Here is a 23,211-nt window from a genome sequence, read left to right on the forward strand (position 1 = left end):
CTGCGGCGGCAGCGTCGCCGCCGAACCGTGGTCAGTCGACCTGCCGGCGCAGCAGTGGCCCATAGTCGGGGTGGGCCAGCGCCGAGGCGAACTGCGCGATGAGATAGTCGCCGGGGTTTCCTGTGTCGTACCAGCGGCCCTGGATGACCTGCCCGTAGACCGCATGGTTGGCGGCATAGGCGTTGATGGAATCGGTCAGATAGACCTCGCCGGTGCGGTGCGTGTACCAGTTCTCCGTCTGCGCCCGCAGTTCGTCGATGATCCCAGGCGTCACCACATAGCCGCCGATCGCGGCGAAGGCCGAGGGGGCATCCTCGGGTTTGGGTTTCTCCACCAGGCCCGATATGCGCAGCAGACCGTCGTCCAGGTCCTCCCGGACCACCGGGACGCCGTAGCGCTGCGATTCGTTCGGATTCATCGGCATCAGTGCCAGCACCGGGCAGCCCGTCGATTCGTAGGCGCGGATCAGCTGCTGGGCCCGTGGCTCCTCGGCGACGAAGACGTCGTCGGGCCACAGCACCAGCATCGGTTCGTCGGCGGCGGTACGGGCCGCATTCAGTACCGGGGTCCCGTTCCCGTATGGGCCGTGCTGATCCAGATAGGTGATGTGACCCAGCCGGGACAGTTCGCCGACCTCTTCCACCGCGTCCGCGTAGGCGGTCTTGCCGTCGGCGCGCAGCTGGGCCACCAGCGCGGGATTGGGCCGGAAATGGTCCTGGATCAGCGATTTTCCGCCACTCACCACAATGGTGATATCGGTGATCCCGGAGGCCACCAGCTCACGCACCGTGTGTTCGATCACCGGCTTGTCGCCGACCGGCAGCATCTCCTTGGGGATCGCCTTCGTCAGCGGTAATAGTCGGGAACCGATACCGGCAGCGGGAATGACGGCCTTACGGATCTTCATCGTCCGATCATCACATATCCGTCGGCCGGGGCGCGGTATCCCGGCCGGGTCCAGCGATCCCGGAAACGCCGGGTGGCCGGGTCGATCGTGGCGGGCGGGCGGCCCGGCGGCAGGGCCCCGTGACAGGTCGGCGGGCCGAGAGAACTCGTGGCAACCGGGCGTGGGCCGCTCCGCATCCTGTCTCCTGTCGGTACGGCCGCGTACATTCTGCGCTCATGGACTCCACGGTCACCTGCAGCGGCCGCGGCGGGCGCGGCCGCTGCCGGGTGCCGCAGTGGCGGCCGGCCGGTGCATCGCGAGCCGCCCCGTGGTGACCGACCGGCATCCCGGCACCGGCGCCGGGCCGGTCCTGCCGCTGCTGGGCGAGACTTCCCGGCGCTGGGTGCTCCATATCGATATGGATGCCTTCTTCGCCTCCTGTGAACAGCTCACCCGCCCCACTCTGCGCGGCCGCCCGGTGCTGGTCGGCGGGGCCGGGGCGCGTGGAGTGGTGGCCGGGGCCAGCTACGAGGCGCGGGTATTCGGTGCGCGTTCGGCCATGCCGATGCAGCAGGCGCGACGGCTGGTCGGGGTGTCGGCGGTGGTGGTCCCGCCGCGCGGTGCGCTGTACAGCGTGCTGAGCGGCCGGGTTTTCGAAACCTTGCGCGCCCGGGTCCCGGTGCTGGAGACCCTGTCGTTCGACGAGGCGTTCGCCGAACCGGCCGAACTGGCCGGGGCGAGCGCGGCGGAGGTGGAAGCGTTCTGCGCCGGACTGCGGGCAGCGGTGCGGGAGCGCACGGGCCTGGTCGCCTCGGTGGGTGCCGGTAGCGGGAAACAGCTGGCCAAGATCGCCTCCGGGATGGCCAAACCCGATGGGATCCGGGTGATCGCACCGGGCGAGCAACAGGCATTGCTGTCCGCCCTGCCGGTACGCAAACTCTGGGGTATCGGCCCGGTGGCCGAGGGCCGCCTGCGCACCCTCGGGATCGAAACCGTGGGTGCCTTCGCCGCGCTGCCCGAGGCCGAGGCGGTATCGATTCTGGGCGGCAGTATCGGCGCGGCGCTGCACCGCCTCGCCCGCGGTATCGACGACCGCCCGGTCGCCGAACGCGCCGAGGCGAAACAGATCAGCGCCGAGACCACCTACGAACACGACATCGTCACGCTGGAGCGGCTGCGCCCGGCGATCGGTGAGATGGCCGCCGCCGCGCACCGCCGGCTCACCCGCGACGGCCGCGCCGCCCGGACGGTGGTGCTGAAACTCCGGCGCGCCGATATGGGTATCACCACGCGCTCCACCACCCTGCCCTACGCGACCGAGGATCTGCCCACCCTGACCGCTGCCGCGCAGCGGGCCGCTATCGATCCGCGGGAGCTGGGGCCGATCCGGTTGGTCGGCGTCGGCTACGCCGGGCTGTCCACCATCCGGCAGGAATCGCTGTTCCCGGAACTGGACCGACAGGGTGGCGAGCTCACCGGATCGTCCGGCGTGGCCGCCGGTGGGCCGGCTTCTCTGACGGCAGCCGAAGAGACCTCTGTGGATTCGGTAAGACATCCGGCGGGACCGGCGAGTTCCGTGGACAGGACGGCCGGTTCGGCTCCACCGTCGGGTGGGGAGGCCGAAAACCCGCCCGGCCCGCGGGCTTCCAGCGTTTCCGCTGGTAGCGCTACGATCTGGCGGCCGGGCTCGGATGTGCGACATCCCGAATTCGGATTCGGCTGGGTGCAGGGGGCGGGCCACGGACGAGTGACCGTCCGGTTCGAGACCCGCTCGACAGGACCGGGGATCGCGCGTACTTTCGCTGCCGACAATACGGAGTTGTGCTCAGCGGATCCGCTCGCCAGCTTGTCCTGAAGGCCCGCCGGGTAGGTTGGTCCGGGCAGCGTCGCCGGTTCCGGTGGCTCTGTCGTAGTGCACGACACCGAACCCTCGAACGCAAAGGACGAGCAGTTGAAGCTTCGCAAGACCGGACGTATCGCGATCGCCGGCGTGGCCGCCGTGGCCGTGCTGACCCTGACGGCGTGTGGTAGCGATGATTCCGACTCGGACAGCAAGGCCGCGAGCACGACGTCCGCGTCGGTGGCCGCCTCGGAAGAGATGTCCGACCTGCCGCCGGTGCCCACCGTGGCCGACCTGAACTCTCAGCTCCAGCGCGCCCTCGACCCGGCCGTGCCCAACGAGGAGAAGCTGGAAATGGTGCAGGGCGCCGAGGCCGATCCGGAACTGCCGGGCAAACTGGCCCAGTTCTACACGGATTCGGGCGCCACCATCGAGGTCACCGAGGTCAACGATTTCGCCGACACCATCAACGCCAAGGCCGACTTCAAGCTGGGCGACACCCAGAACGTGGTCGATGTCCCGTTCGTCGCCGAGGACGGTGTGTGGAAGGTCGAGAAGACCTGGACCTGCAATATGCTCGCCCAGGCCCAGGTGCAGTCCCCGGCCTGCGTGGCCTGATCCCGCAGCGTACAGACCAGCCGGTCCGCTACGAGCGGACCGGCTGGTCTCGTTCTATGGCTGCGACGGTATCGGTGAGCGCAGCCGCAGCGGTGCGTGCGGTCCCGGCTAGGATTGCGCCCCGTGGCTGACACGATGGTGGTGGCGGCGCCCGAGCCGACAGATCTCTCCGACCGTCCCCGATCCCGATCGCGGGGTGGCTGGGCACGGCCGGTCGCGCTGGTGTCGGCGCTCATCGGAGCACTGCTGGCGATAGCGGTACCGCTGCTGCCGGTCCGCGTCGACGCCGCCACATTGTCCTGGCCGCAGGACGATTCCGCCGCCTCCGTCGAGGCCCCGCTGGTCGCGTACGCGCCGTTGGACTACACGGCCACGGTGCCGTGCGCGGCGATCCAGCAACTCGGGCCGGGCGGCGGGGTATTGACCGCCACCGCCCCCTACGGCGCACCCGACCTGGAACGCTACGGCTTCCTGGCCCGGGTCCGGCCCGCGACACCGGAGACGGGTGCGCAACTCGATGTCGTCCTGCGTAACCAATCGCTGTTCAGCGTCCCGGTCGCGGAACTGCCCCCGAACTGCGAACTCGACGTACACGCCGGGATGACCGAATCCGTGGCCTCGCTCACCGGATCCGAGCCGGTGGTGCTCAGCGGGGACTTCCGCCCCCAGCTGGTCGGTGTGTTCAGCGATCTGGCCGACCCCGCGGGCACCCTGGTCACCGCCGAGGTCGACAGCCGGTTCACCTCCAGCCCCACTCCGCTGAAACAGATCGCGATCTGGCTGGCCGTCGCCGCGACACTGATCTCGCTGTTCGCGCTGCACCGGCTGGACGGTCTCGACGGGCGCCGCGCCCGCCGGTTCCTGCCGGCCCGCTGGTGGACCTTCCGTCCCGTCGATGTGGTGGTGCTCGGCACGCTGATGCTCTGGCATTTCATCGGCGCCACCACCTCCGACGACGGCTACCAGTTCGGTATGGGCCGGACTTCGCAGGCCGCCGGATATATGGCGAACTACTTTCGCTACTTCGGGGTCCCGGAGAACCCGATCGGCACCCCGTACTACGACCTCATCGGCCTGATGGCCGATCTCACCACCGCCAGCCCCTGGGTACGGCTGCCGAGTCTGCTGGCCGGCATCCTCGCCTGGCTGGTGATCAGTCGCGAGGTGGTGCCCCGGTTCGGGGCCGCGCTACATCGCAACCGGTTCGTCCCGTGGACCGGCGCGCTGGTGTTCTTGGCCGTATGGCTGCCGTACAACAACGGGCTGCGGCCCGAACCCATCGTCGCGCTGGGCGTCCTGCTCACCTGGTGTTCGGTCGAGCGCGGGATCGCCACCCGTCGGCTGTTGCCGTTCGCGGTCGCCATCCTCATCGCCGCCTTCAGCTGCACCGCCGGCCCGCACGGCATCATCTGCGTGGCCGCCCTGCTGGCCGGACTGCGACCCCTGGTCAGGATCCTCGCCGCCCGCGCGCCGCGGATCGGCTGGCTCGCGCAACTGCTGCCGCTGGCCGCCGCGGGTGTCCTCGTACTGGTGGTGGCCTTCGCCGACCAGCCGTTCAGCGCCATGATGGAGATGCGCCGGGTGCACGAACTGGCCGGCCCGCATGTGCTCTGGTTCGACGAATACTTGCGCTACCAGTACCTGTTCATGGGTACGGTGGACGGCTCGGTGGCCCGCCGCTTCGGGATCTTCGTGATGATCGCCGGGCTGGCGGTATGCCTGCTCACCCTGCTGCGAAAAGGCGGCCGGATCCCCAGCACCGCGGTGGGGCCCTCGCGCCGCATCCTCGGCGTCACCGTCGGCGCCATGGCGCTGATGATGACCACACCCACCAAATGGACCCATCACCTCGGTGTCTTCGCCGGGCTGGCCGGAGCGGTGGCGGTGCTGACGGCCGTCGCGATCGGACCGCGGGTCATGCGCGCACCACGCAACCGGGCACTGTTCGCCGCAGCGGTATCGTTCCTGCTGGCTCTCGTGTTCGCCGGGCCCAACGCTTGGTGGTACGTCTCCTCCTACAGCATCCCGTGGTGGGACAAACAGCCCTCGGTGGCCGGTATCGCCTTCAACAAGGTCTTCCTGCTGGGCGCGGTGGTGCTGCTGGCACTGGCGGCGTGGTGGCATGTGCGGGCACCCGATGACGGACGGCATCGGATCTCGCGCTGGGGCTGGCGGTTCGCCAAGGTGCCGGCACTGACGGTGGCCGCCGCGTTCATGGTGCTGTTCGAGGTGGCGTCGTTCGCGAAGGGCGCCGTCTCCCAGTACCCGGCCTTCTCGCTGGCGAGTTCCAACCTGAGCGCTCTCGCCGGGAACACCTGCGGCCTGGCCCCGCACGTACTGGTGGAGACCGACCCCAACCGCGGGATGCTTGCTCCGCTCTCCGGTGATCCCGTGTCGGCCCTGGCCGGTACCGGAACGGGTTTCAGTCCCACCGGAGTCGCGGCGGATCTGAGCGCCGATGCCGAGGAAGGCGCCGATGCCGCCATCGCCGATTCGGTGGGCGCGGCGACCGCGGGCACCGGTGTCGCGACCGAAACCGACAGCCCCACACTGCCGTTCGGCCTGGATCCGGAGACCCCCGTCCTGGGCAGCGATCACGCCGACGGCCCGGCCCAACTGACCTCCGGCTGGTATCGGCTGCCCCCGGTCGCCGACCGCGCGGATATTCTCGCCCTCAGCGCCGCGGGCCGTATCTGGTCACAGGACGCCGACGGTGTGGTGACCCACGGGCAGTCCCTGGAACTGGAATTCGGTTCCACCACCGCGCCGGGTGGTTCGGCCGCGGACCCGGTCCCGCTGCGCCGGGTCAATCCGATCGATATCGGCCCGGCGCCGTCGTGGCGTAATCTGCGGGTTCCGCTGGCGCCCTACGCCGATGCCGACACCGTGCGGATCGTCGCCGCCGATCGCGACCGCGACCCACGCCAGTGGCTGGCCTTCACCCCGCCGCGGATGCCGCGGACCCAGGATCTGAACACGGTCGTCGGATCCACCGATCCGGTGCTGCTGGACTGGGCGGTGGGCCTGCAGTTCCCGTGCCAGCGGCCCTTCGACCACCGCGTCGGGATCGCCGAGGTGCCGAAATACCGCATCCTGCCGGACCGGATCGGCGCGCACGACACCAATCTGTGGCAGAACCACGATGGTGGCGGCCCGCTGGGCTGGACCGGTCTGTTGCTGTACGCGCGCACCCTGCCGACCTATCTCGATCAGGACTGGGATCGCGATTGGGGCCAGCTGCAACAGTTCCTCCCCATCGCCCCCGACGCGGTCCCGGCCCGCCCGCGCACGACGCAGGAGGACCACTCCGGGACCTGGACACCCGGCCCGATCAACGTCGCCTGGTGAGCCGCGCGCCGCGGCGCTGGCTACTCTGACAGCCATGTCGACAACTGTGCAGTCCGTCGGGATGCCCGGTCTCAGCGCCGCGGAGGTGGCGCAGCGCCGGCGCGACGGGCTCACCAACGATGTGCCGGACCGGGCCAGCCGCTCGGTGCGCGATATCGTCCGGGCGAATGTGTTCACCCGGATCAATGCCATCCTGGGGGTGCTGTTCGTCCTGGTGATGGCCACCGGATCGGTGATCGACGGAATGTTCGGCCTGTTGATCGTGGCCAACAGCGCGGTCGGCATCGTGCAGGAGATCCGAGCCAAACGCACCCTGGACCGGTTGGCGATCGTCGGACAGGCAAAACCGACTGTGCGCCGGGACGGTAAGGCCGAACAGGTCGCGCCGAGCGAGGTAGTCCTCGACGATCTCATCGAACTCGGGCCGGGTGACCAGATCGTGGTCGACGGTGAGGTGGTCGAAGCCGAACTGCTCGAGATCGACGAATCGCTGCTCACCGGCGAATCCGATGATGTCGCCAAGGAATCCGGCGCGCAGGTGCTCTCCGGCAGCTACGTGGTGTCCGGTTCGGGCGCCTACCGGGCGACCAAGGTCGGCAAAGACGCCTACGCCGCGAAACTGGCCGACGAGGCCAGCAAGTTCACGCTGGTGAACTCCGAACTGCGCAACGGCATCGACACCATACTCAAGGTCATCACCTATCTGCTGATCCCGGCCGGTGCCCTGAGCATCTACAACCAGCTGGTGTCCAGCGGCGAAACCTGGCGGCCGGCCGTCACCGGGATGGTGGCCGCGCTGGTGCCGATGGTGCCCGAGGGCCTGGTGCTGATGACCTCGATCGCGTTCGCGGTCGGGGTGGTGCGACTGGGCCAGCGCAAATGCCTCGTGCAGGAGCTGCCCGCCATCGAGGGACTGGCCCGGGTGGATGTGGTGTGCGCGGACAAGACCGGCACCCTCACCGAGAACGGTATGCGCCTGGCCGAACTCCGGATGATCGACACCGGTCCGGACGCCGAGGACCAGGCCCGGCGGGCGCTGGCCGCCATGGCCGCCGACGATCCCCGGCCCAATGCCAGCGTCGCGGCCATCGCCGAAGCGCTTCCCGAGACACCCGGCTGGGAGTACACGGCCGTGGCGCCGTTCTCCTCGGCCAAGAAATGGAGCGGTTTCTCCTACGGAGAGCACGGCGACTGGCTGCTGGGCGCACCCGATGTGCTGCTCGACACCGGGTCGGCCGATGCCCGCGCCGCCGAGGAGCTCGGCGCCACCGGCCTGCGCGTGCTGTTGCTCGCCCGCGGCGACCGCGCCGTGGATGCGACCGGCGCCCCCGGCACCATCACCCCGGTCGCCCTGGTGGTCCTCGAACAGAAGGTACGGCCCGACGCCCGCGACACCCTGGACTACTTCGCGAGCCAGGACGTGTCGATCAAGGTGATCTCCGGCGACAACGCCGTCTCGGTGGGCGCGGTGGCCTCCTCCCTGGACCTGCCCGGCGGCGACCACGCCGTCGATGCGCGCACCCTGCCCGAGGACCGCGCCGAACTCGCCCGCGTGCTGGAGGAGCGGACCACCTTCGGGCGGGTCCGCCCCGACCAGAAGCGGGCCATGGTAGGCGCGCTGCAGTCCCGCGGGCACACCGTGGCCATGACCGGCGACGGGGTCAACGACGTGCTGGCACTCAAGGACGCCGATATCGGTGTGGCCATGGGCGCGGGCAGCCCCGCCACCCGGGCGGTCGCGCAGATCGTACTGCTGGACAACAAATTCGCCACCCTGCCGTATGTGGTGGGTGAGGGCCGCCGGGTGATCGGCAATATCGAACGGGTCTCCAACCTGTTCCTGACCAAAACCGTCTACTCGGTGCTGCTGGCCTTCCTGGTCGGCGCCGCCGGGGTGGGCTCGCAGATCTTCGGCTACGAACCCATCGGCTACCCGTTCCTGCCCCGGCACGTGACGATCGCCGCCTGGTTCACCATCGGTATCCCCGCGTTCATCCTCTCGCTGGCCCCGAACAACGAACGGGCCCGTACCGGATTCGTCGGCCGGGTGATGCGGCTGGCGATCCCCTCGGGCGTGGTCATCGGCACCGCGACCTTCGTCGCCTACCTCATCGCCTACGCCGGCCCCGAGGCCGGTGAACAGCAGAAGATGCAGGCCGGCACCACCGCGCTCATCACCCTCATCATGATCGCGGTCTGGGTGCTGGCGATCGTCGCCCGCCCCTACACCTGGTGGAAAGTCGTGCTGATCGCCGTTTCGGTGGCGGCGTACCTTGTGCTTTTCACAGTGCCCTTCACCCGTGAATTCTTCGCGCTCGACCCGTCCAACCTGCGCCTGACCACGGCCGCGTTCGCCTGTGGTGCGGTGGGCATCGTGCTGGTGGAGGTCGCCTGGTGGGTTCAGGCGAGTGTGCGAGGCGAGTCGCACAAGCTGATCCCCGCGGCGCCGGGTGAATCCTGAGGTAAGCGCCGGCGAGGCGGGCTCACTCGCGAAGGTGCTGTGTTTTCGGCGCGCTGGCGCGCGCGGGGTTGAGGCCCCCTTGGTCTCGCCGTTTCGGCCTCGAGACTCGCGCCTGCGGCGCATGCGCTTCGAGGCCTGAACGGCGAGACGGGCCTCAACCTTTTGAGGTGTCTCGTAGAACAGTGAGGATGGGTGTGGCCCCGCAGCGCGTGGTTCTGACCCTTCGTAAAACTGACCGTGGTGTCTTGGTCGAGATCTGTCGGATCAGGGTTGCTGCGGGGCCACTGCCCGCACCGGGCGTGGTGGCCGTGACCTCATAGGAGCCTGTTACCGCAGACCCGTCACTGTTCTGTCCGCCTGCCCGGCCGGTGCGTGCCGCCCCACCGAACCGGTCGAGACAGCAGGACGGACCTTTCCAGCATGACCCATCACGAAGTCGAAGTCGATGTGACCGGTGGGGTCGACACCCACCGCGATACCCACACCGCGGCAGTGCTGGACCCGCTCGGGCGGGTGCTGGGCACCGCGCAGTTCGCTGCCGACGCCGCCGGTTACACAGCGCTGCTGGCGTGGATGCGCGGGTTCGGGCGGGTGACCCGCATCGGTGTCGAGGGCAGCGGCGCCTACGGCGCCGGACTGGCCGCGAGTCTGGCCGAGCAGGCGATACCAGTGGTGGAGGTCGATCGCCCCGGCCGTAAAACCCGCCGGTTCCAGGGTAAATCCGACCCGATCGACGCGATCGAAGCCGCACGGGCCACGCTGGCCGGTCACCGTACCGGCACACCGAAACAGCGTGCGGGCCGGGTCGAAGCGGTGAGGGTTCTGCGTATCGCGCGCCGCTCGGCGATCACCGCGCGCGCCGATGCCACACTCAGAATCAAAGCGTTGATCGTCACCGCACCCGAACCCCTGCGGGCCCGGCTGCGTGGGCTCACCGATACCGCGCTGATCACCACCTGCGCCGGGTTGCGTCCCGGCCGCGCCGATATCGGGTCACCGACCGGCGCGACGAAAACCGCGTTACGGTCGCTGGCGCGTCGTCACCAGCAACTCACCGTCGAGATCAACGACCTCGACGAACTACTGACCCCGCTGGTCGCCGCGATCAACCCGGGTCTGGTCGCCGCCCACGGCATCGGCACCGACACCGCCGGCCAACTCCTGATCACCATGGGAGAAAACCCCCACCGGATCCGTTCCGAAGCCGTGTTCGCACGCCTGTGCGGGGTCGCACCCATCCCTGCGTCCTCCGGACGCACCCACCGTCACCGCCTCAACAGAGGCGGTGACCGGCAAGCCAACGCCGCCCTGCACCGCATCGCGATCACCCGCTTGCGCTGGGACCCCGCCACCCGCGCCTACGCCCAACGACGCACCACACAAGGCCTGACCAAAAAAGAGATCATCCGCTGCCTCAAACGCTACATCGCCCGCGAGATCTACCACCTCATCACCAACCCACCCACCACTTGACATCCATAGGAGCATCTCGACACATACGGGTTACGTCGGTACCCGATGTCCGGGTCGGATGCCGACCCGACCGCCTGGCCGACCCGGCGTCTGATCGCCTTCACGAACAGCGGCGCCCCTTCGGTGCCGAGTTCGGCGAGGCCCTGAAAGGGGCGAGGCCCGTCCCGTCGTTCAGCGCCCGAAGCTCATGTGCCGCAGGCGCGAGTCTCGGGCGCTGAGCGACGGGACCAAGGGGGCCTCGGCCCCGCGCGCCGCAGGCGCGCCGAAAAACACAGTACCTTCGTGGCATGGAGGTTCTGCTGCACCAGATCGACGCGTTTGCCGACGCACCGTTCTCCGGGAACCCGGCAGCGGTGATGCCGTTGCCCACGTGGTTGCCCGATACCGTGTTGCAACAGTTGGCCGAGGAGAACAATCTCGCCGAGACGGCCTTCTATACCTCCCGGTTACCTCCGGAGGCCGGGGCGTCGCCGGGGGACTGGCCCGCGTATCACCTGCGCTGGTTCACGCCGATGACCGAAGTGGTGATGTGCGGGCATGCCACGCTGGCGGCGGCGGCGCAGATCCTGTGCGATATCCAGCCGGGTGAGGACCGGGTCGGGTTCTTCACCCATAGTGGATGGTTGCGGGTGGATCGCACCGATGACGACGAGTACGTGCTGGATCTGCCCGCGGTGGCATCCGTGCCGGCCGAACCGGATGCGGCCCTGGTGGCGGCCTTGGGGGTGGAGCCGGTGCGGGTGTATTCGGGCGCGGATGTGGTCGTGGTGGTGGACAGTGAGCGGCAGGTCCGGGAGCTGGCACCCGCCCTGAGTGCCTTTCCGAAGGTGCAGCGGGGGGTGGTGGTCACCGCCCGGGGTGACGAGGTGGATTTCGTCTCGCGGTTCTTCGCGCCGGGGGTGGGGGTGCCGGAGGATCCGGTGACCGGTTCGGCGCATGCCCAGCTGGCACCGCTGTGGAGTGCCGAGCTCGGGCGCAGCAGGATGACCGCGCGGCAGCTGTCCCGGCGGGGCGGCTCGCTCGACGTCGAACTGGTCGAGGACCGGGTGTTGCTGACCGGTCGCTGCCGCCGCTATCTGGACGGTGTGGTGACGCTGGACTTCTGATCAGGCCGGTGGGACGGGCCCGTCGTCCGGCGGCGGGCCGACGGGGTCGGTGCTGTCGGGAAGCAGGGGGTCGACGGCGAACCGTCCGGCGACGGCGTCGCCCGGAAGTGCCTCCACCGCGCGGATTCCGGGGCGTGCGGTGAGGTCGCGGAGCCGGGGCAGCGGGGCGCGGACAACGACGCCGGGAGAGCAGGCGCAGCCCGCGCGCAGCCGGGTGATGGCTACGTCCAGGATGCGGGCGGTGCGGTCGTCGCCGACGTAGCGGCGTTGATCGTCCAGCTGCCAGGCGGCGTCGGCGCCGGAGCGTTGTAGCGCGACGTCACCTGCGGGGGTCTGGACCGCGACCAGCGGGGTCGACACCCGGGGCAGCGGGACCCGGTACAGCGCCTGTCCGATGCGCAGATCACCGACCTGGTCGCGGAGCGCGGCGGCGGGCCGGTACTCGGTGAACGACACCAGCGCCCACCGGTCCGCGGTGTCGGTCCCGGTGAGCGATTCTTGGGCCCGGTCGAGGTATTCGCCGATGGACTCGCCCTGGTCGGGGCCGAGGCGGTCGGTGGAGACGATCTCCTCGGCCGGGGGAATCAGATAGCCGAGCGCGAGGACGACGACGCCGCAGGCGGCCGCGGCCGCGCCGTAGCCGAGCCCCCGGCGGAGATTGCGGGGCCGGTGCGGCGGGGCTGCGGGTGCCTCGGACACAGGCGATCAGGCGTCGCGCAGCACGCGCAACGCGTGGGTGAGGTCGTCGGGGTATTCGCTGGTGATCTCCAGGTAGCGGCCGTCGGCGGGGTGCTGGAAGCCCAGTGATCGGGCGTGCAGCCATTGGCGTTGCAGTCCGAGCCGTTCGGCCAGCCGGGGATCGGCGCCGTAGGTGAGATCACCGCAGCAGGGGTGGCGGATCGCGGAGAAGTGCACCCGGATCTGATGGGTGCGGCCGGTTTCCAGGTGGATATCGAGCAGGCTCGCCGCCTGGAACGCTTCCACGGTGTCGTAGTGGGTGACGCTGGGCCGGCCGTCGGAGGTGACCGCGAACTTCCAGTCGTTACCGCGGGCGCGGCCGATGGGAGCGTCGATGGTGCCGCTGCTGGGATCGGGGTGACCCTGGACCAGGGCGTGGTAGCGCTTGTCCACGGTGCGCTGTTTGAACGCCCGTTTGAGCACGGTGTAGGCGTGTTCGGACTGGGCCACCACCATCACCCCGGAGGTGCCGACATCGAGGCGGTGCACGATGCCCTGCCGTTCGTGCGCGCCGGAGGTGGAGATCCGGTAGCCGGCCGCGGCCAGCCCGCCGACCACGGTGGGCCCGCTCCATCCGACTCCGGTGTGTGCGGCGACGCCGACCGGTTTGTCGACGGCGACGATATCGTCGTCGGCGTAGAGGATCTTCATACCCTCCACCGGTTCGGCTTCGATACTCAGCTCCCGGCGCGGTTCGGGGAACACCACTTCGAGCCAGGCGCCCGCGGTGAGCCGGTCGGATTTGCCGGCGGCCACTCCGTCGAGCTCCACCGACCCTTCTTCGGCGAGAGCCGCGACGGCGGTCCGGGACAATCCGAGCAGCCGCGCGAGGCCGGCGTCCACCCGCATTCCGTCGAGTCCGTCCGGGACGGGCATCGTCCTGGTCTCCCTCATGCGGCGGTCTCCTTGCCGTCGGCGGTGGCGGACGTTCCGGGCCCCGGGCCGGCGGTGGATTCCGGGGCGGCGCCGGACGCGGAGTCCTCGGGTGTGGCGTCACCGGTGGAGCGGTCCCGGCCGGGGCCGGGCTCGTCGGCCGAGGCCGGATCCGTGGTGGACACGGCCTTCTCTTTGTCCTTGTAGCGGGTGCCGTCGGGTTCGAAACCGAAGACGGTGAGTGTCACCAGCAGGATCGCCCCGCATACGATCGAGGAATCGGCCACATTGAACACCGGCCACCAGCCGACCGAGACGAAATCCACCACATGCCCCTGCAGCGGGCCCGGCTCGCGGAACAGCCGGTCCATCAGGTTGCCGAGCGCGCCGCCGAGGACCCCGCCGAGTCCGATCGCCCACAGGGTCGACCGCAGGGTGCGGCCGATACGCAGCACCCCGATCACCACCGCGGTCGCGATCAGGGTCAGCAACCAGGTCATGCCGGTGGCCATGGAGAACGCGGCACCCGGATTGCGCACCAGCACCAGTTCCACGAAGTCGCCGATGATCGACACCGATTCGCCGGGACGTATCCGCGCGACCACGATGATCTTGGTGACCAGGTCGAGCGCGAACAGCGTCGCGGCGATCGCCAGCAGTAGCCGTAGCCGCTGCCGCGGCTGCGCGCCGGTCCCGCCGGTGTGGTCGTCGGGGTCCTGCTCTGGCGTAGGCCGGTCCTCACTCACGCCGACCATCATCTCTCGAGGGGAAACGGCCCAGTACCGTGGGCACCCGCGCGCACCGGTGACGGGCCGCCGCCCCGGGTGTGTCGCGGCGTGGGGCGCCGCTGCCGGCCGGTGCTTCCGGAGGTCGGCGCGATGTCCCAGCCCACGCTCAGGTACGCCTCGTAGGCTGTCGGGCGTGACGGTGTTGTGTTCGTTTCCCACGCCCCGCCTGGCAAGGTCCAGAGTGCTGATGGTGGTTCTCGCGGTGGGTCTCACCGCTTTCGGTTCCGGCTGCAGCGACGGCGGCGACTCCGGAGCGGACGCCGACGGCACCGAACCGCTCGGAATAGGCGAGGTCACCGTGCCGATCGCGGCGGCCGTGGTCACCACCGTGGACCACGGCGAGGAGCCCCGGTCGACGTTGCGGCCGTCCTACTACGACGGCACGATCCAGGCGGTGACGTTGCGCACGGATCACCGTATCCAGCAGCAGATCGATTCCCAACAGGTCCGCGATTTCTCCAGTCCGGCGCTGACCATCCCGATGACCGCCACCAGCGACGCGGGCGGGGTGGAGCTCACCCTCGGTTCGGTGACCACTCCCGATCCGGCACTGTCGGAGGCACTGACCGCCGCCGACGGGACGCACGCCGGATTCGAGATGAGTGAACTCGGCGGGATCACCGCGCTGCGGCTGGCGCCCGCCCCCGATACGTCGAATTCGGCGCGCGCCGCCCTGGAACAGGCCTTCTACCAGGCGGTCTACCGATCCATCACCTTCCCCGACGAACCGGTCGGAGTGGGCGCGGTCTGGCGGGTGCAGCAGACCGTGGGCGGCGGTGTCGACCTCGACCAGGTCACCACGGCGACCCTGGTCGCCCGCGACGGTGGGCGGTTGTCCATTCGGCTCGACGTCACCCAGACGCCGAAATCGAGTATCTGGGATCTGCCGAACGAGGCAGGCATGCTCGATATCGAGGACTACGCGATGCAGGGCAGCGGAGATATCACCGTGGATCTCGGCCTGCCGCTGCCGGTGGCCGGGTCGATCTCGATCGGCGGCCACCAGTCCTACCGCGACCCGCGCACCTCGACGGTGCTGCGTCAGGTCATCGAGACGAACGTCAGTTGGGGCGACTGATCGGGCGGCCGGGTCCGGCCAGGGCCCGCGGCGGGCACCGAGCATAGGCTCACAGATATCCGACACAACTCTCCGAGACCGGAGGTCCCGTGATGTCCGATATCCCGCCTGTACCCGAAGGCTATCCCACTATTTCCCCCGGTCTGGCGATCGCCGGCGCCACGGACGCGGTGGAATTCTACAAACGGGTGCTGGGGGCCATCGAACGGATGCGTATCCCGGGCCCCGACGACACGGTGCTGCACTGTGAACTCCTGATCGGCAATTCGGTGCTGATGCTCGGCGACCCGGCCCCCGATATGGCGTTCCGGGATCCGCATTCGATCGGTGGCACCCCGGTCAACCTCTACGTCTACGTACCGGATATGGATGCGGCCCACGCCGCGGCGCTCGCCGCCGGCGCCATCGAGATCAGCGCCCCGCAGACGCAGTTCTACGGAGACCGGACCGGTTCGTTCGTGGACCCGTGGGGGCATCAGTGGACCGTCGCCACCCATGTGGAGGATATCGAGCCCGAGGAGATGCAGCGGCAGATGGACCGGCTCGGATCCTGATCGGCCCGAAACCCCCGTACCGGCACCGCGGCCGGACCCCGATGACTACCATGGTCGAGTCGAAGGAGCAGGAAGGGTCTGGCGGATGCGGGTGCTTGCCGTGGACGACGAGCAGCCGGCGCTGGACGAGTTGCTCTATCTGTTGCGCGCCGAACCCGTGGTGACCGCGCTGCACGGCGCCGCCGACGCGACCGGCGCGCTCCGGATTCTGCGCGCGCACGCGGTCGACGCGGTCTTCCTGGACATCAATATGCCGGGCCTGGACGGTATGGAACTGGCCGGGGTGCTCGCCGAATTCGTGCACCCGCCGGCGATCGTCTTCGTCACCGCGCACGAGGATCACGCGGTGGCCGCGTTCGATCTGGGTGCGGTGGACTACCTGCTCAAACCGGTGCGCCGGCAGCGGCTGAGAGCCGCGGTGCGGCGGATCGCCGAGCGCCGGACCCGCACCGACCCGGAGCCGGAGCCGGGCACGGCCGGGGGCCACGAAGTTATTCCGGTCGAGCTGGGTGGGGTCACCACACTGGTGCACCGGTCCCAGGTGAACTGGGTGGAAGCCGAAGGCGACTACGCCCGGCTGCACACCGATACCGGTTCCCATCTGGTGCGCATCCCGCTCTCGGCGTTGCAGGACCGCTGGCGTGAGGATTTCCTGCGGGTGCACCGTTCGTATCTGGTGGCGCTCGGGCGGGTGACCGGGCTGCGGACGGTGGGTTCGGGGACGCTGGTGTGTCTGCGCGGGGCACAGCGGGTGGAGCTTCCGGTGAGCCGCCGCCAGGTGCGCGAACTCAAACAGCGGCTGGTGCACGGACCGCATCCGTCGCCGGACCGGCGATGATCGGCCCCGCCCCGCGCCCGCCCCGCCGGCGGGTGGTGCTCGCCGAACGCCGGGGCGCGCGCCGCGTCCGGACCCGGGTGGAGGTCGCCGAGCAGACCGAGATCGGCGAGGCGCTGATCGGCGGGCTCATCCGGGCGCAACTGGGGCTGGCCCTGAGCTGTGGCCTGGTGATCGCCCTGCTCCTCGCCGCGCTTCCGCTGCTGTTCGGCGTGACCGCGGTCGCCGAGGCCGTGGTGCTGGGTATCCGGCTGCCGTGGCTGGTGCTGGGCGGCGCCGCCTACCCGCTGCTGTGGCTCACCGGGCGGGTGTACCTGCGGCTGTCCGAGCGCAACGAGAACGATTTCCTCGAGCTCACCGGTGATTGAGCCGCCCGCGCCGCGGTCACCATCCCGGCCGAAGGGCAGGCCGGGATGGTGACCGCGCCCGGCCTCACGGTGGCGGCGCTGCTCGCGGCGGCGCTGGCCACGGTCGTCCTCGGTGTGTACGGGGTGCGCTGGGCCCGCACGACCTCGGACTTCCTGGTGGCCTCCCGCAGTGTCGGCCCACGCTGGAACGCCGCCGCCGTCTCCGGTGAATACCTGTCCGCGGCGTCCTTTCTGGGGGTCGCCGGGTTGATCGCCAAATACGGCGCCGATGCCCTGTGGTACCCGGTGGGCTTCACCGCCGGATACTTGGCGCTGCTGCTCTTCGTGGCGGCACCGCTGCGGCGGTCCGGGGCCTACACCGTGCCCGATTTCGCCGAGTTCCGGTGGGGTTCGCCGCGGTTGCGGCGCCTCGCCGCCGTGGTGGTGGTGCTGGTGTGCGCGGTGTACGTGATCCCGCAGTTCCAGGGCGCCGGGCTGACATTGCGCATTCTGCTGGGCGTACCGGGTTGGGTGGGCGCGGTCGCGGTGGCGGTGATCGTGGTGGCCAATGTCGTTTCCGGGGGGATGCGGTCGATAACCCTGGTCCAAGCCTTCCAGTACTGGCTGAAACTGACCGCGGTGGCGCTGCCCGCGCTCGTCCTGCTGGTGCATTTCTTCGCCGCCGACCGGCCCGGCGGCGATCGCGAACTCGGCGCGCCGGCCCCGCCGACGGTGAGCGAACAGACCACGGTGGAGGTGACCACCCCGGTACTCGTGCGACTGGCCGCGCCGCAGTGGGTCTCGGTGCACGGGGTATTGGACGACCGCGCGGTGGACGGCCCGGTCCTGCTGACGGCGGGCATCCACGAACTGGCTCGGGACACCCGGCTGGTGCTCGAACCGGGCGCGACGGTGCCGGTGGTGGCCGGTGCCCCGGCCGACGGCGCGCACTGGCTGCTGCCCGGCGGCGGTTTCGCCGGACCGCATCCGCGGTACGAGGTGTACTCGCTGATGATCGCCACCTTCCTGGGCACCATGGGATTGCCGCATGTCCTCGTGCGCTTCTACACCAACCGTGACGGTCGGGCCGCCCGCTCCACCGCGCTGGCCGTGATCGCGCTGGTCGGCACGTTCTACTTGTTCCCGGTGCTGCTGGGCGTCTTCGCCCGGCTCTACGTACCGCAACTGCTGATCACCGGGACCTCGGACGCCGCGGTCCTGCTGCTGCCCTCCTCGGCGCTGGCGGGGCTGCCCGGGCAGCTGCTGGCGGCGCTGGTCGCGGCGGGCGCCATGGCCGCTTTCCTGTCCACGTCCTCGGGGCTGGTGGTGAGTATCGCCGGCGTGCTGAGTACGGATGTGCTGCGCGGGCGGATCCGGGATTTCCGGGTCGCGGCGCTGGTCGCCGGCGCGGTACCGCTGACACTGTCGCTGGGCGTGGTGTCACTGGACCTGTCCCGCACCGTGGGGCTGGCGTTCTCGCTGGCGGCCGCGACCCTGTGCCCGCTGCTGGTGCTCGGAATCTGGTGGCGGGGTCTCACCGCGGTGGGTGCGGCCGCCGGATTGGTGATCGGTGGCAGCGTGGCGGGCGCGGCGACCCTGGTCTCCGTGCTCGGTGGAGTTTCCGACCGGCCGGCGGGCGGCTGGGCAGCGGCGCTGCTCGGATATCCCGCGGCCGTGGCCGTCCCGCTGGCCTTCGCGACCATGGTGCTGGTCAGCCGCTGGACCCCGCGGCCGCCGGGGGTGGGCCGGGCGTTCGTCCGGATGCACGCTCCGGAGCGGCTCGGTATGGGCGCCGATCGCGTGCCCGGACACCGGACGGACTGATCGGCGACAGCGATCTGGCCCGACCGTTCGTCGCGGCCCAGCGACCGCTCACCGCACACTTACCCGCCTCCACCGAGTGACTCCCGTCACAGGGGTCTCGAATCGCCTTCGGGTCGCTACCTTCTGCTCAGGTAGTACACGTCACATGATGAGGGACCCGGCATGACCGATATCGATCTCGACAGAAGCGGGGAGCGGGCCGGCCCCCCGCCCGATTTCGTCGCCGCGCAGACGAGCCCGGAGTTCCAGGAACTCCGTAACAGGCTGCGCCGCTTCATTTTTCCCATGGCCGCTCTATTCCTGCTCTGGTACCTCGGTTATGTGCTGCTCGGCGCGTACGCGCACGATTTCATGGCCACTCCGGTGTTCGGGGAGATCAATATCGGACTGCTGCTGGGGCTGGGCCAGTTTCTCTCGACCTTCGTGATCACCGGTCTCTACGTCCGCTTCGCCAACCGGGAACTGGACCCGCGGGCGGCCGCGCTCCGCGCCGAACTGGAAGGAACCCGGTCGTGACCATGCTGTACGCCGCCGACGCCACGGTCGGCAATCCGGTGGCCAATATCGCCATCTTCGCGCTGTTCGTCGTGGTCACCATGGTCGTGGTGTTCTGGGCGGGGCGCAATACCTCCGGTGCCACCGACTATTTCACCGGTGGCCGCGGTTTCACCGGGCCGCAGAACGGCATCGCCATCGCCGGGGACTATCTGTCCGCGGCGAGTTTCCTCGGGATCGCCGGCGCCATCGCGGTGTACGGCTACGACGGCTTCCTCTATTCGATCGGCTTCCTCGTCGCCTGGCTGGTGGCGCTGCTGCTGGTGGCCGAAATGCTGCGTAACACCGGCAAGTTCACCATGGCCGATGTGCTGAGCTTCCGGCTGAAGCAGCGGCCCGTGCGCACCGCGGCCGCGATCAGCACCCTGGCGGTCTCGCTGTTCTATCTGCTCGCCCAGATGGCCGGTGCCGGTGGTCTGGTGGCCCTGCTGCTGGATGTGTCCAGTAAGAGTGGGCAGGCCGTGGTGATCGCCGTGGTCGGTGTGCTGATGATCGTATACGTGCTGGTGGGCGGGATGAAGGGGACCACCTGGGTACAGATCATCAAAGCGGTCCTGCTCATCGCGGGCGCCGCGGTGATGACGGTGATGGTGCTGGCGAAGTTCGGGTTCGATCCCTCCGGCATCCTCTCCGGTGCGCAGAGCGCGATCGGCGGGTCCGAGGACGCGAAGGTGGCCGCGCGCGATGTCCTGGCCCCTGGCGCGCAGTACGGCGGCAGCGAGATGTCGAAACTGAATTTCGTCTCGCTGGGCCTGGCACTGGTACTGGGTACCGCGGGTCTGCCGCATGTGCTGATGCGCTTCTACACCGTGCCGACCGCCAAGGAGGCCCGCCGTTCGGTGGTCTGGGCGATCGCGCTGATCGGCGCCTTCTACCTGTTCACCCTGGTGCTCGGCTACGGCGCGGCGGCCATCGTCGGCCCGGACCGGATCCTCGGCGCGGCCGGCGGACAGAACGCCGCGGCGCCGTTGCTGGCCTTCGAACTCGGCGGCGTGATCCTGCTGGGCATCATCTCGGCGGTGGCGTTCGCGACCATCCTCGCGGTGGTCGCCGGCCTCACCATCACGGCCTCGGCGTCGTTCGCCCACGACATCTACGCCAATGTCATCCGGCGCGGCAAAGCCGATGACGCCGCGCAGGTCCGGGTCTCCCGGATCACCGCGGTGGTGATCGGCGTGCTGGCCATCGTCCTGGGCATCCTGGCCAATGGTCAGAACATCGCCTTCCTGGTGGCGCTGGCGTTCGCGGTCGCGGCCTCGGCGAACCTGCCGACGATCCTGTACTCGCTGTTCTGGCGGCGGTTCAACACCACCGGCGCCCTGTTCAGCATGTACGGCGGGCTGATCTCCACAGTGGTGCTGATCGTGTTCTCCCCGGCGGTTTCCGGATCGTCGACCGCGATGCTGCCGGATCTGGACTTCGACTGGTTCCCGCTGTCCAACCCGGGGATCGTGTCCATCCCGCTGGCGTTCGTGCTCGGCGTGATCGGCACCTACCTCGGCGGCAAGAACCCGGAAGATCCGGCCAAGGCCGCGGAAATGGAGGTCCGGGCACTGACCGGCGTCGGCGCCGAAAAAGCGATCGCGCACTGAGTGCGGGTCCGGATGCTGTGTCGGCGGCCTCCGGACCCCGTACCGCTCGGCGCCGGCCGGCCGGTCCCCGCTCTGTGAGGGTGAGCGGGGCACGGCCGGTTTCGCGTCACGGCCGGATTCCGGGGCGGAACTTGGGCACCCGCATACTCACTCTCGTCCCGGCGCCGGGCGCGGTATCGACCACCAGTCCGTAGTCGTTGCCGAAGGCGGCTCGCAGCCGGTCGTCCACATTGGCCAGGCCGATATGCGCCCCCTCCGCGGCCGTATCGAAGGACCCGGACCGCAACAGGTCGGGATCCATCCCGGCGCCGTCGTCCTCCACGCTGAGTACACAGTCGGTGCCGGCGTCGAGTGCCTCGATGGTGACCGTGCCACCGCCGGGCGTGGCCGCCAACCCGTGCCGTACGGCGTTCTCCACCAGTGGTTGCAGGGCCAGGAAGGGCAGGGTGACGCCGAGTACCTCGGGGGCGATCCGCAACCGCACCTGGAGCGCCGGCCCGAACCGGGCGCGTTCGAGTTCGAGATAGCGTTCGATATTGCTGAGTTCGTCGGCCAACACCGTGTACTCCCCGGCGTCGCGGAACGAATACCGGGTGAAGTCCGCGAAATCCAGGATGAGTTCCCGGGCCCGGTCCGGGTCGGTACGGACGAACGAGGCGATGGTGTTCAGGGCGTTGTAGATGAAATGCGGGCTGATCTGGGCCCGCAGCGCCCGGACCTCGGCACGGTCGAGCCGGGCCCGGGAGGCATCGAGTTCGGCGAGTTCCAGCTGGCCGCTGGCGTATCGGGCGACTTCGGCCAGCGCGCCGAGCGCACCGGGGCCCGGTCGGCTCCCGGTGATCATCCCCAGCGCCCCCACGACGGTGCCGTTGTCGCTGAGCAACGGCTGGGTCACCAGCGTGCGCCCCGGATGCTCGGTATCGGGCAGCTGCGCCAGCACCGGCCGCTGTGCCGCGACGGCTCGCCGGGCCGTCCCGGTGAACTCGGCCGCCGGCGGCTCGTGCACACCGTCCCAGGCCAGGAGCGCGCCCTCGGGATCGCTCACCCCGAGCCCCTCGGCCCCGACCAGCGCACGCAGATGCGGGGCGGCCTCCTGCGCGGACTCCCGGGTGAGGCCCCGGCGCAGCGGCCGGGCCGCCAGGGAGGCGGTGTGCAGTGCCGTGTGTACCGCTCGTTCGGCGGGGGTGGTGACCATTCGCCGCGGACGCGCCCAGACGAGCAGTGCCGCGGCGATCAGTACGGCCGCGCCGGATACGGCGAGCAAGGTCGCGGTCATCGCACTCCCTGTCCCGTCACGCCGCGGTACCGATCCGCCGATCCGACGCGCGGCTTCGCCGACGCTCGACTCCGGCACATGCTACGAGCAGGCGCACCGGCGGCTCGGCCCGGCCTTCGGAGCACCGTGCGTGCCCACCGCGGCTCGGCCACCTCTCACGTCCGGCCGCCGGTCGCTGCGTGACCGGGTCGCCGGCCGATCGTTACCGGTCCGGCTCGCCGACGGGGGCCGGCCATCGTCTCACGCTTCCCGCGGCAACCGCCATTGCCGCGGGAAACCTTCTCCGGAAGCGATGACCGGCCCGCGTCGGCGAGCCGAGATCGGAGATCCGGCGCGGCGATCGCGCCGGGTGGAAGGGGCCGGGTCACGGCCGCTCGGGGGCGCCCGGGAGCGATTACGCCGAACGAGCCGGAAGCTGTCTGCGGGGGCCGGTGATCACCCCTGGTACTTCTGGACGGTGAACTCCACCGCTCCCGATTGGGGGAGGTGGGCCGCGCCGACGGTGACGGTCGCGGTGAAACGCCCGATCCCGGGACGGAACAGGGCCGAGCGGCCGTCGTTCATCCAGTGCCCCGGGCCGTTCGCGTGCTGGGTGGCCGACCCGGTCTCGCCGGTGTCGAGGTTGCGCCAGTTCAGGGTGATCGGCAGGGTGCACGACCCGATGCCGAACATGATGGTCGAGACGGTGAACGACGCGTGCTCCGGATAACCGGGACCGTTGACCGAGGTGTCGACCTGGGCGACGCACGGGCCGTCGGTGAGGGCGTAGATCGTCTGGAACGAACCGCCGTCGGCCGCGGCGGGCGCGGCGGTGGCCACCAGCGTGCCCACCGCGAGCGCCGCGGCGGCGGGCAACGCGAGCGCGGTCCTGCGTGCTGTCATCGTTCACCTCGCTGGTCGGTCGTACACGTGCGGGGGTCGATCGTGGGCCGGGCGGAGATCCGCCGGATGTGACGCGGCACGACCCTACCAGTGACCGAGCGTGCCGGGGGCCGAATCGGTTTCCCGCGTCGGGACAC

19 protein-coding genes are annotated in these 23,211 nt (G+C 69.9%); 13 read left to right on the top strand and 6 right to left on the bottom strand.

Translation table 11 applies throughout. The annotated features are described in order from the left end of the window. Positions 1-31 precede the first annotated feature (31 nt). Positions 32-907: a UTP--glucose-1-phosphate uridylyltransferase gene (locus ACQPYS_RS08655; RefSeq protein ID WP_063036358.1), complete on the bottom strand. Its 876-nt coding sequence runs from the start codon at positions 905-907 to the stop codon at positions 32-34. A 397-nt stretch (positions 908-1,304) separates the two neighbouring features. On the opposite strand from ACQPYS_RS08655, the gene ACQPYS_RS08660 reads away from it, so the two are divergent. From ACQPYS_RS08660 to ACQPYS_RS08685, 6 genes are all read left to right on the top strand, one after another. Then, a complete protein-coding gene (locus ACQPYS_RS08660; protein ID WP_433492998.1) occupies positions 1,305-2,741 on the top strand; it encodes a DNA polymerase IV in 1,437 nt (478 codons plus the stop codon). 96 nt (positions 2,742-2,837) lie between these two features. Next, positions 2,838-3,344, top strand: a complete 507-nt coding sequence (locus ACQPYS_RS08665; protein ID WP_063036542.1) for a hypothetical protein — start codon at positions 2,838-2,840, stop codon at positions 3,342-3,344. 135 nt (positions 3,345-3,479) lie between these two features. Next, positions 3,480-6,692: an arabinosyltransferase domain-containing protein gene (locus ACQPYS_RS08670; protein WP_433492999.1), complete on the top strand. Its 3,213-nt coding sequence runs from the start codon at positions 3,480-3,482 to the stop codon at positions 6,690-6,692. 34 nt (positions 6,693-6,726) lie between these two features. Continuing rightward, on the top strand, positions 6,727-9,153 hold the full coding sequence (locus ACQPYS_RS08675; RefSeq protein ID WP_433492248.1) for an HAD-IC family P-type ATPase: 2,427 nt from the start codon (positions 6,727-6,729) through the stop codon (positions 9,151-9,153). 420 nt (positions 9,154-9,573) lie between these two features. After that, positions 9,574-10,626, top strand: a complete 1,053-nt coding sequence (locus tag ACQPYS_RS08680) for an IS110 family transposase (RefSeq protein WP_433492249.1) — start codon at positions 9,574-9,576, stop codon at positions 10,624-10,626. Between the two features lie 287 nt (positions 10,627-10,913). Then, positions 10,914-11,732 carry a PhzF family phenazine biosynthesis protein gene (locus ACQPYS_RS08685; protein WP_063036514.1) on the top strand — a complete coding sequence of 273 codons (819 nt, stop codon included), beginning with the start codon at positions 10,914-10,916 and terminating at the stop codon, positions 11,730-11,732. Here ACQPYS_RS08685 and ACQPYS_RS08690 read toward each other — a convergent pair whose 3' ends face one another. Genes ACQPYS_RS08690 through lspA form a run of 3 tightly spaced genes read right to left on the bottom strand, consistent with a single transcriptional unit; the run spans position 11,733 to position 14,101 of the window. Next, on the bottom strand, positions 11,733-12,431 hold the full coding sequence (locus ACQPYS_RS08690; protein ID WP_433492250.1) for a hypothetical protein: 699 nt from the start codon (positions 12,429-12,431) through the stop codon (positions 11,733-11,735). It lies immediately after the preceding gene. A 6-nt stretch (positions 12,432-12,437) separates the two neighbouring features. Next, positions 12,438-13,364: an RluA family pseudouridine synthase gene (locus tag ACQPYS_RS08695; protein ID WP_063036505.1), complete on the bottom strand. Its 927-nt coding sequence runs from the start codon at positions 13,362-13,364 to the stop codon at positions 12,438-12,440. After that, positions 13,361-14,101, bottom strand: a complete 741-nt coding sequence (lspA, locus tag ACQPYS_RS08700; RefSeq protein WP_084480821.1) for a signal peptidase II — start codon at positions 14,099-14,101, stop codon at positions 13,361-13,363. Before lspA ends, ACQPYS_RS08695 begins: the two co-directional genes overlap by 4 nt. Before the next feature lie 217 nt (positions 14,102-14,318). Between lspA and ACQPYS_RS08705 the strand changes: the two genes are divergently transcribed. The 7 genes from ACQPYS_RS08705 to ACQPYS_RS08735 all read left to right on the top strand — a co-directional run bounded on the left by ACQPYS_RS08705 (position 14,319) and on the right by ACQPYS_RS08735 (position 20,916). Next, the gene (locus ACQPYS_RS08705) at positions 14,319-15,209 is read left to right on the top strand and encodes a hypothetical protein (protein WP_433492251.1); all 891 of its coding nucleotides are present in this window, start codon (positions 14,319-14,321) and stop codon (positions 15,207-15,209) included. Positions 15,210-15,301: 92 nt separating this feature from the next. After that, entirely contained in the window at positions 15,302-15,763 is a 462-nt protein-coding gene (locus ACQPYS_RS08710) for a VOC family protein (protein ID WP_063036503.1), read from the top strand. 85 nt (positions 15,764-15,848) lie between these two features. Further along, the gene (locus tag ACQPYS_RS08715; protein WP_433492252.1) at positions 15,849-16,601 is read left to right on the top strand and encodes a LytR/AlgR family response regulator transcription factor; all 753 of its coding nucleotides are present in this window, start codon (positions 15,849-15,851) and stop codon (positions 16,599-16,601) included. Next, positions 16,598-16,966, top strand: a complete 369-nt coding sequence (locus tag ACQPYS_RS08720) for a hypothetical protein (protein ID WP_431940956.1) — start codon at positions 16,598-16,600, stop codon at positions 16,964-16,966. The genes ACQPYS_RS08715 and ACQPYS_RS08720 overlap by 4 nt, the downstream gene beginning before the upstream one ends. A 45-nt stretch (positions 16,967-17,011) precedes the next feature. Beyond that, the gene (locus tag ACQPYS_RS08725; RefSeq protein WP_431940955.1) at positions 17,012-18,769 is read left to right on the top strand and encodes a cation acetate symporter; all 1,758 of its coding nucleotides are present in this window, start codon (positions 17,012-17,014) and stop codon (positions 18,767-18,769) included. 162 nt (positions 18,770-18,931) lie between these two features. Beyond that, positions 18,932-19,285, top strand: a complete 354-nt coding sequence (locus ACQPYS_RS08730; protein WP_431940954.1) for a DUF485 domain-containing protein — start codon at positions 18,932-18,934, stop codon at positions 19,283-19,285. 2 nt (positions 19,286-19,287) lie between these two features. Continuing rightward, positions 19,288-20,916: a solute symporter family protein gene (locus ACQPYS_RS08735; protein ID WP_433493000.1), complete on the top strand. Its 1,629-nt coding sequence runs from the start codon at positions 19,288-19,290 to the stop codon at positions 20,914-20,916. Positions 20,917-21,022: 106 nt separating this feature from the next. On the opposite strand, the gene ACQPYS_RS08740 is transcribed toward ACQPYS_RS08735, so the two are convergent. Together ACQPYS_RS08740 and ACQPYS_RS08745 are read right to left on the bottom strand one after the other, a co-directional pair. Continuing rightward, positions 21,023-22,192: a sensor histidine kinase gene (locus ACQPYS_RS08740; protein WP_063036599.1), complete on the bottom strand. Its 1,170-nt coding sequence runs from the start codon at positions 22,190-22,192 to the stop codon at positions 21,023-21,025. A gap of 435 nt (positions 22,193-22,627) precedes the next feature. Continuing rightward, the gene (locus ACQPYS_RS08745) at positions 22,628-23,074 is read right to left on the bottom strand and encodes a hypothetical protein (RefSeq protein ID WP_433492253.1); all 447 of its coding nucleotides are present in this window, start codon (positions 23,072-23,074) and stop codon (positions 22,628-22,630) included. Positions 23,075-23,211 lie beyond the last annotated feature (137 nt).

The organism is Nocardia grenadensis (assembly GCF_050942415.1).
Lineage (GTDB): Bacteria > Actinomycetota > Actinomycetes > Mycobacteriales > Mycobacteriaceae > Nocardia > Nocardia grenadensis.

Coding starts and splice junctions, on each gene's coding strand:
- ACQPYS_RS08680 (WP_433492249.1), top strand. CDS start 9,574: ATGACCCATCACGAAGTCGAAGTCGATGTGACCGGTGGGGTCGACACC.
- ACQPYS_RS08740 (WP_063036599.1), bottom strand. CDS start 22,192: ATGACCGCGACCTTGCTCGCCGTATCCGGCGCGGCCGTACTGATCGCC.
- ACQPYS_RS08660 (WP_433492998.1), top strand. CDS start 1,305: ATGGATGCCTTCTTCGCCTCCTGTGAACAGCTCACCCGCCCCACTCTG.
- ACQPYS_RS08720 (WP_431940956.1), top strand. CDS start 16,598: ATGATCGGCCCCGCCCCGCGCCCGCCCCGCCGGCGGGTGGTGCTCGCC.
- ACQPYS_RS08670 (WP_433492999.1), top strand. CDS start 3,480: ATGGTGGTGGCGGCGCCCGAGCCGACAGATCTCTCCGACCGTCCCCGA.
- lspA (WP_084480821.1), bottom strand. CDS start 14,101: ATGATGGTCGGCGTGAGTGAGGACCGGCCTACGCCAGAGCAGGACCCC.
- ACQPYS_RS08705 (WP_433492251.1), top strand. CDS start 14,319: ATGGTGGTTCTCGCGGTGGGTCTCACCGCTTTCGGTTCCGGCTGCAGC.
- ACQPYS_RS08675 (WP_433492248.1), top strand. CDS start 6,727: ATGTCGACAACTGTGCAGTCCGTCGGGATGCCCGGTCTCAGCGCCGCG.
- ACQPYS_RS08715 (WP_433492252.1), top strand. CDS start 15,849: ATGCGGGTGCTTGCCGTGGACGACGAGCAGCCGGCGCTGGACGAGTTG.
- ACQPYS_RS08685 (WP_063036514.1), top strand. CDS start 10,914: ATGGAGGTTCTGCTGCACCAGATCGACGCGTTTGCCGACGCACCGTTC.
- ACQPYS_RS08725 (WP_431940955.1), top strand. CDS start 17,012: ATGGTGACCGCGCCCGGCCTCACGGTGGCGGCGCTGCTCGCGGCGGCG.
- ACQPYS_RS08655 (WP_063036358.1), bottom strand. CDS start 907: ATGAAGATCCGTAAGGCCGTCATTCCCGCTGCCGGTATCGGTTCCCGA.
- ACQPYS_RS08735 (WP_433493000.1), top strand. CDS start 19,288: ATGCTGTACGCCGCCGACGCCACGGTCGGCAATCCGGTGGCCAATATC.
- ACQPYS_RS08745 (WP_433492253.1), bottom strand. CDS start 23,074: ATGACAGCACGCAGGACCGCGCTCGCGTTGCCCGCCGCCGCGGCGCTC.
- ACQPYS_RS08710 (WP_063036503.1), top strand. CDS start 15,302: ATGTCCGATATCCCGCCTGTACCCGAAGGCTATCCCACTATTTCCCCC.
- ACQPYS_RS08695 (WP_063036505.1), bottom strand. CDS start 13,364: ATGAGGGAGACCAGGACGATGCCCGTCCCGGACGGACTCGACGGAATG.
- ACQPYS_RS08730 (WP_431940954.1), top strand. CDS start 18,932: ATGACCGATATCGATCTCGACAGAAGCGGGGAGCGGGCCGGCCCCCCG.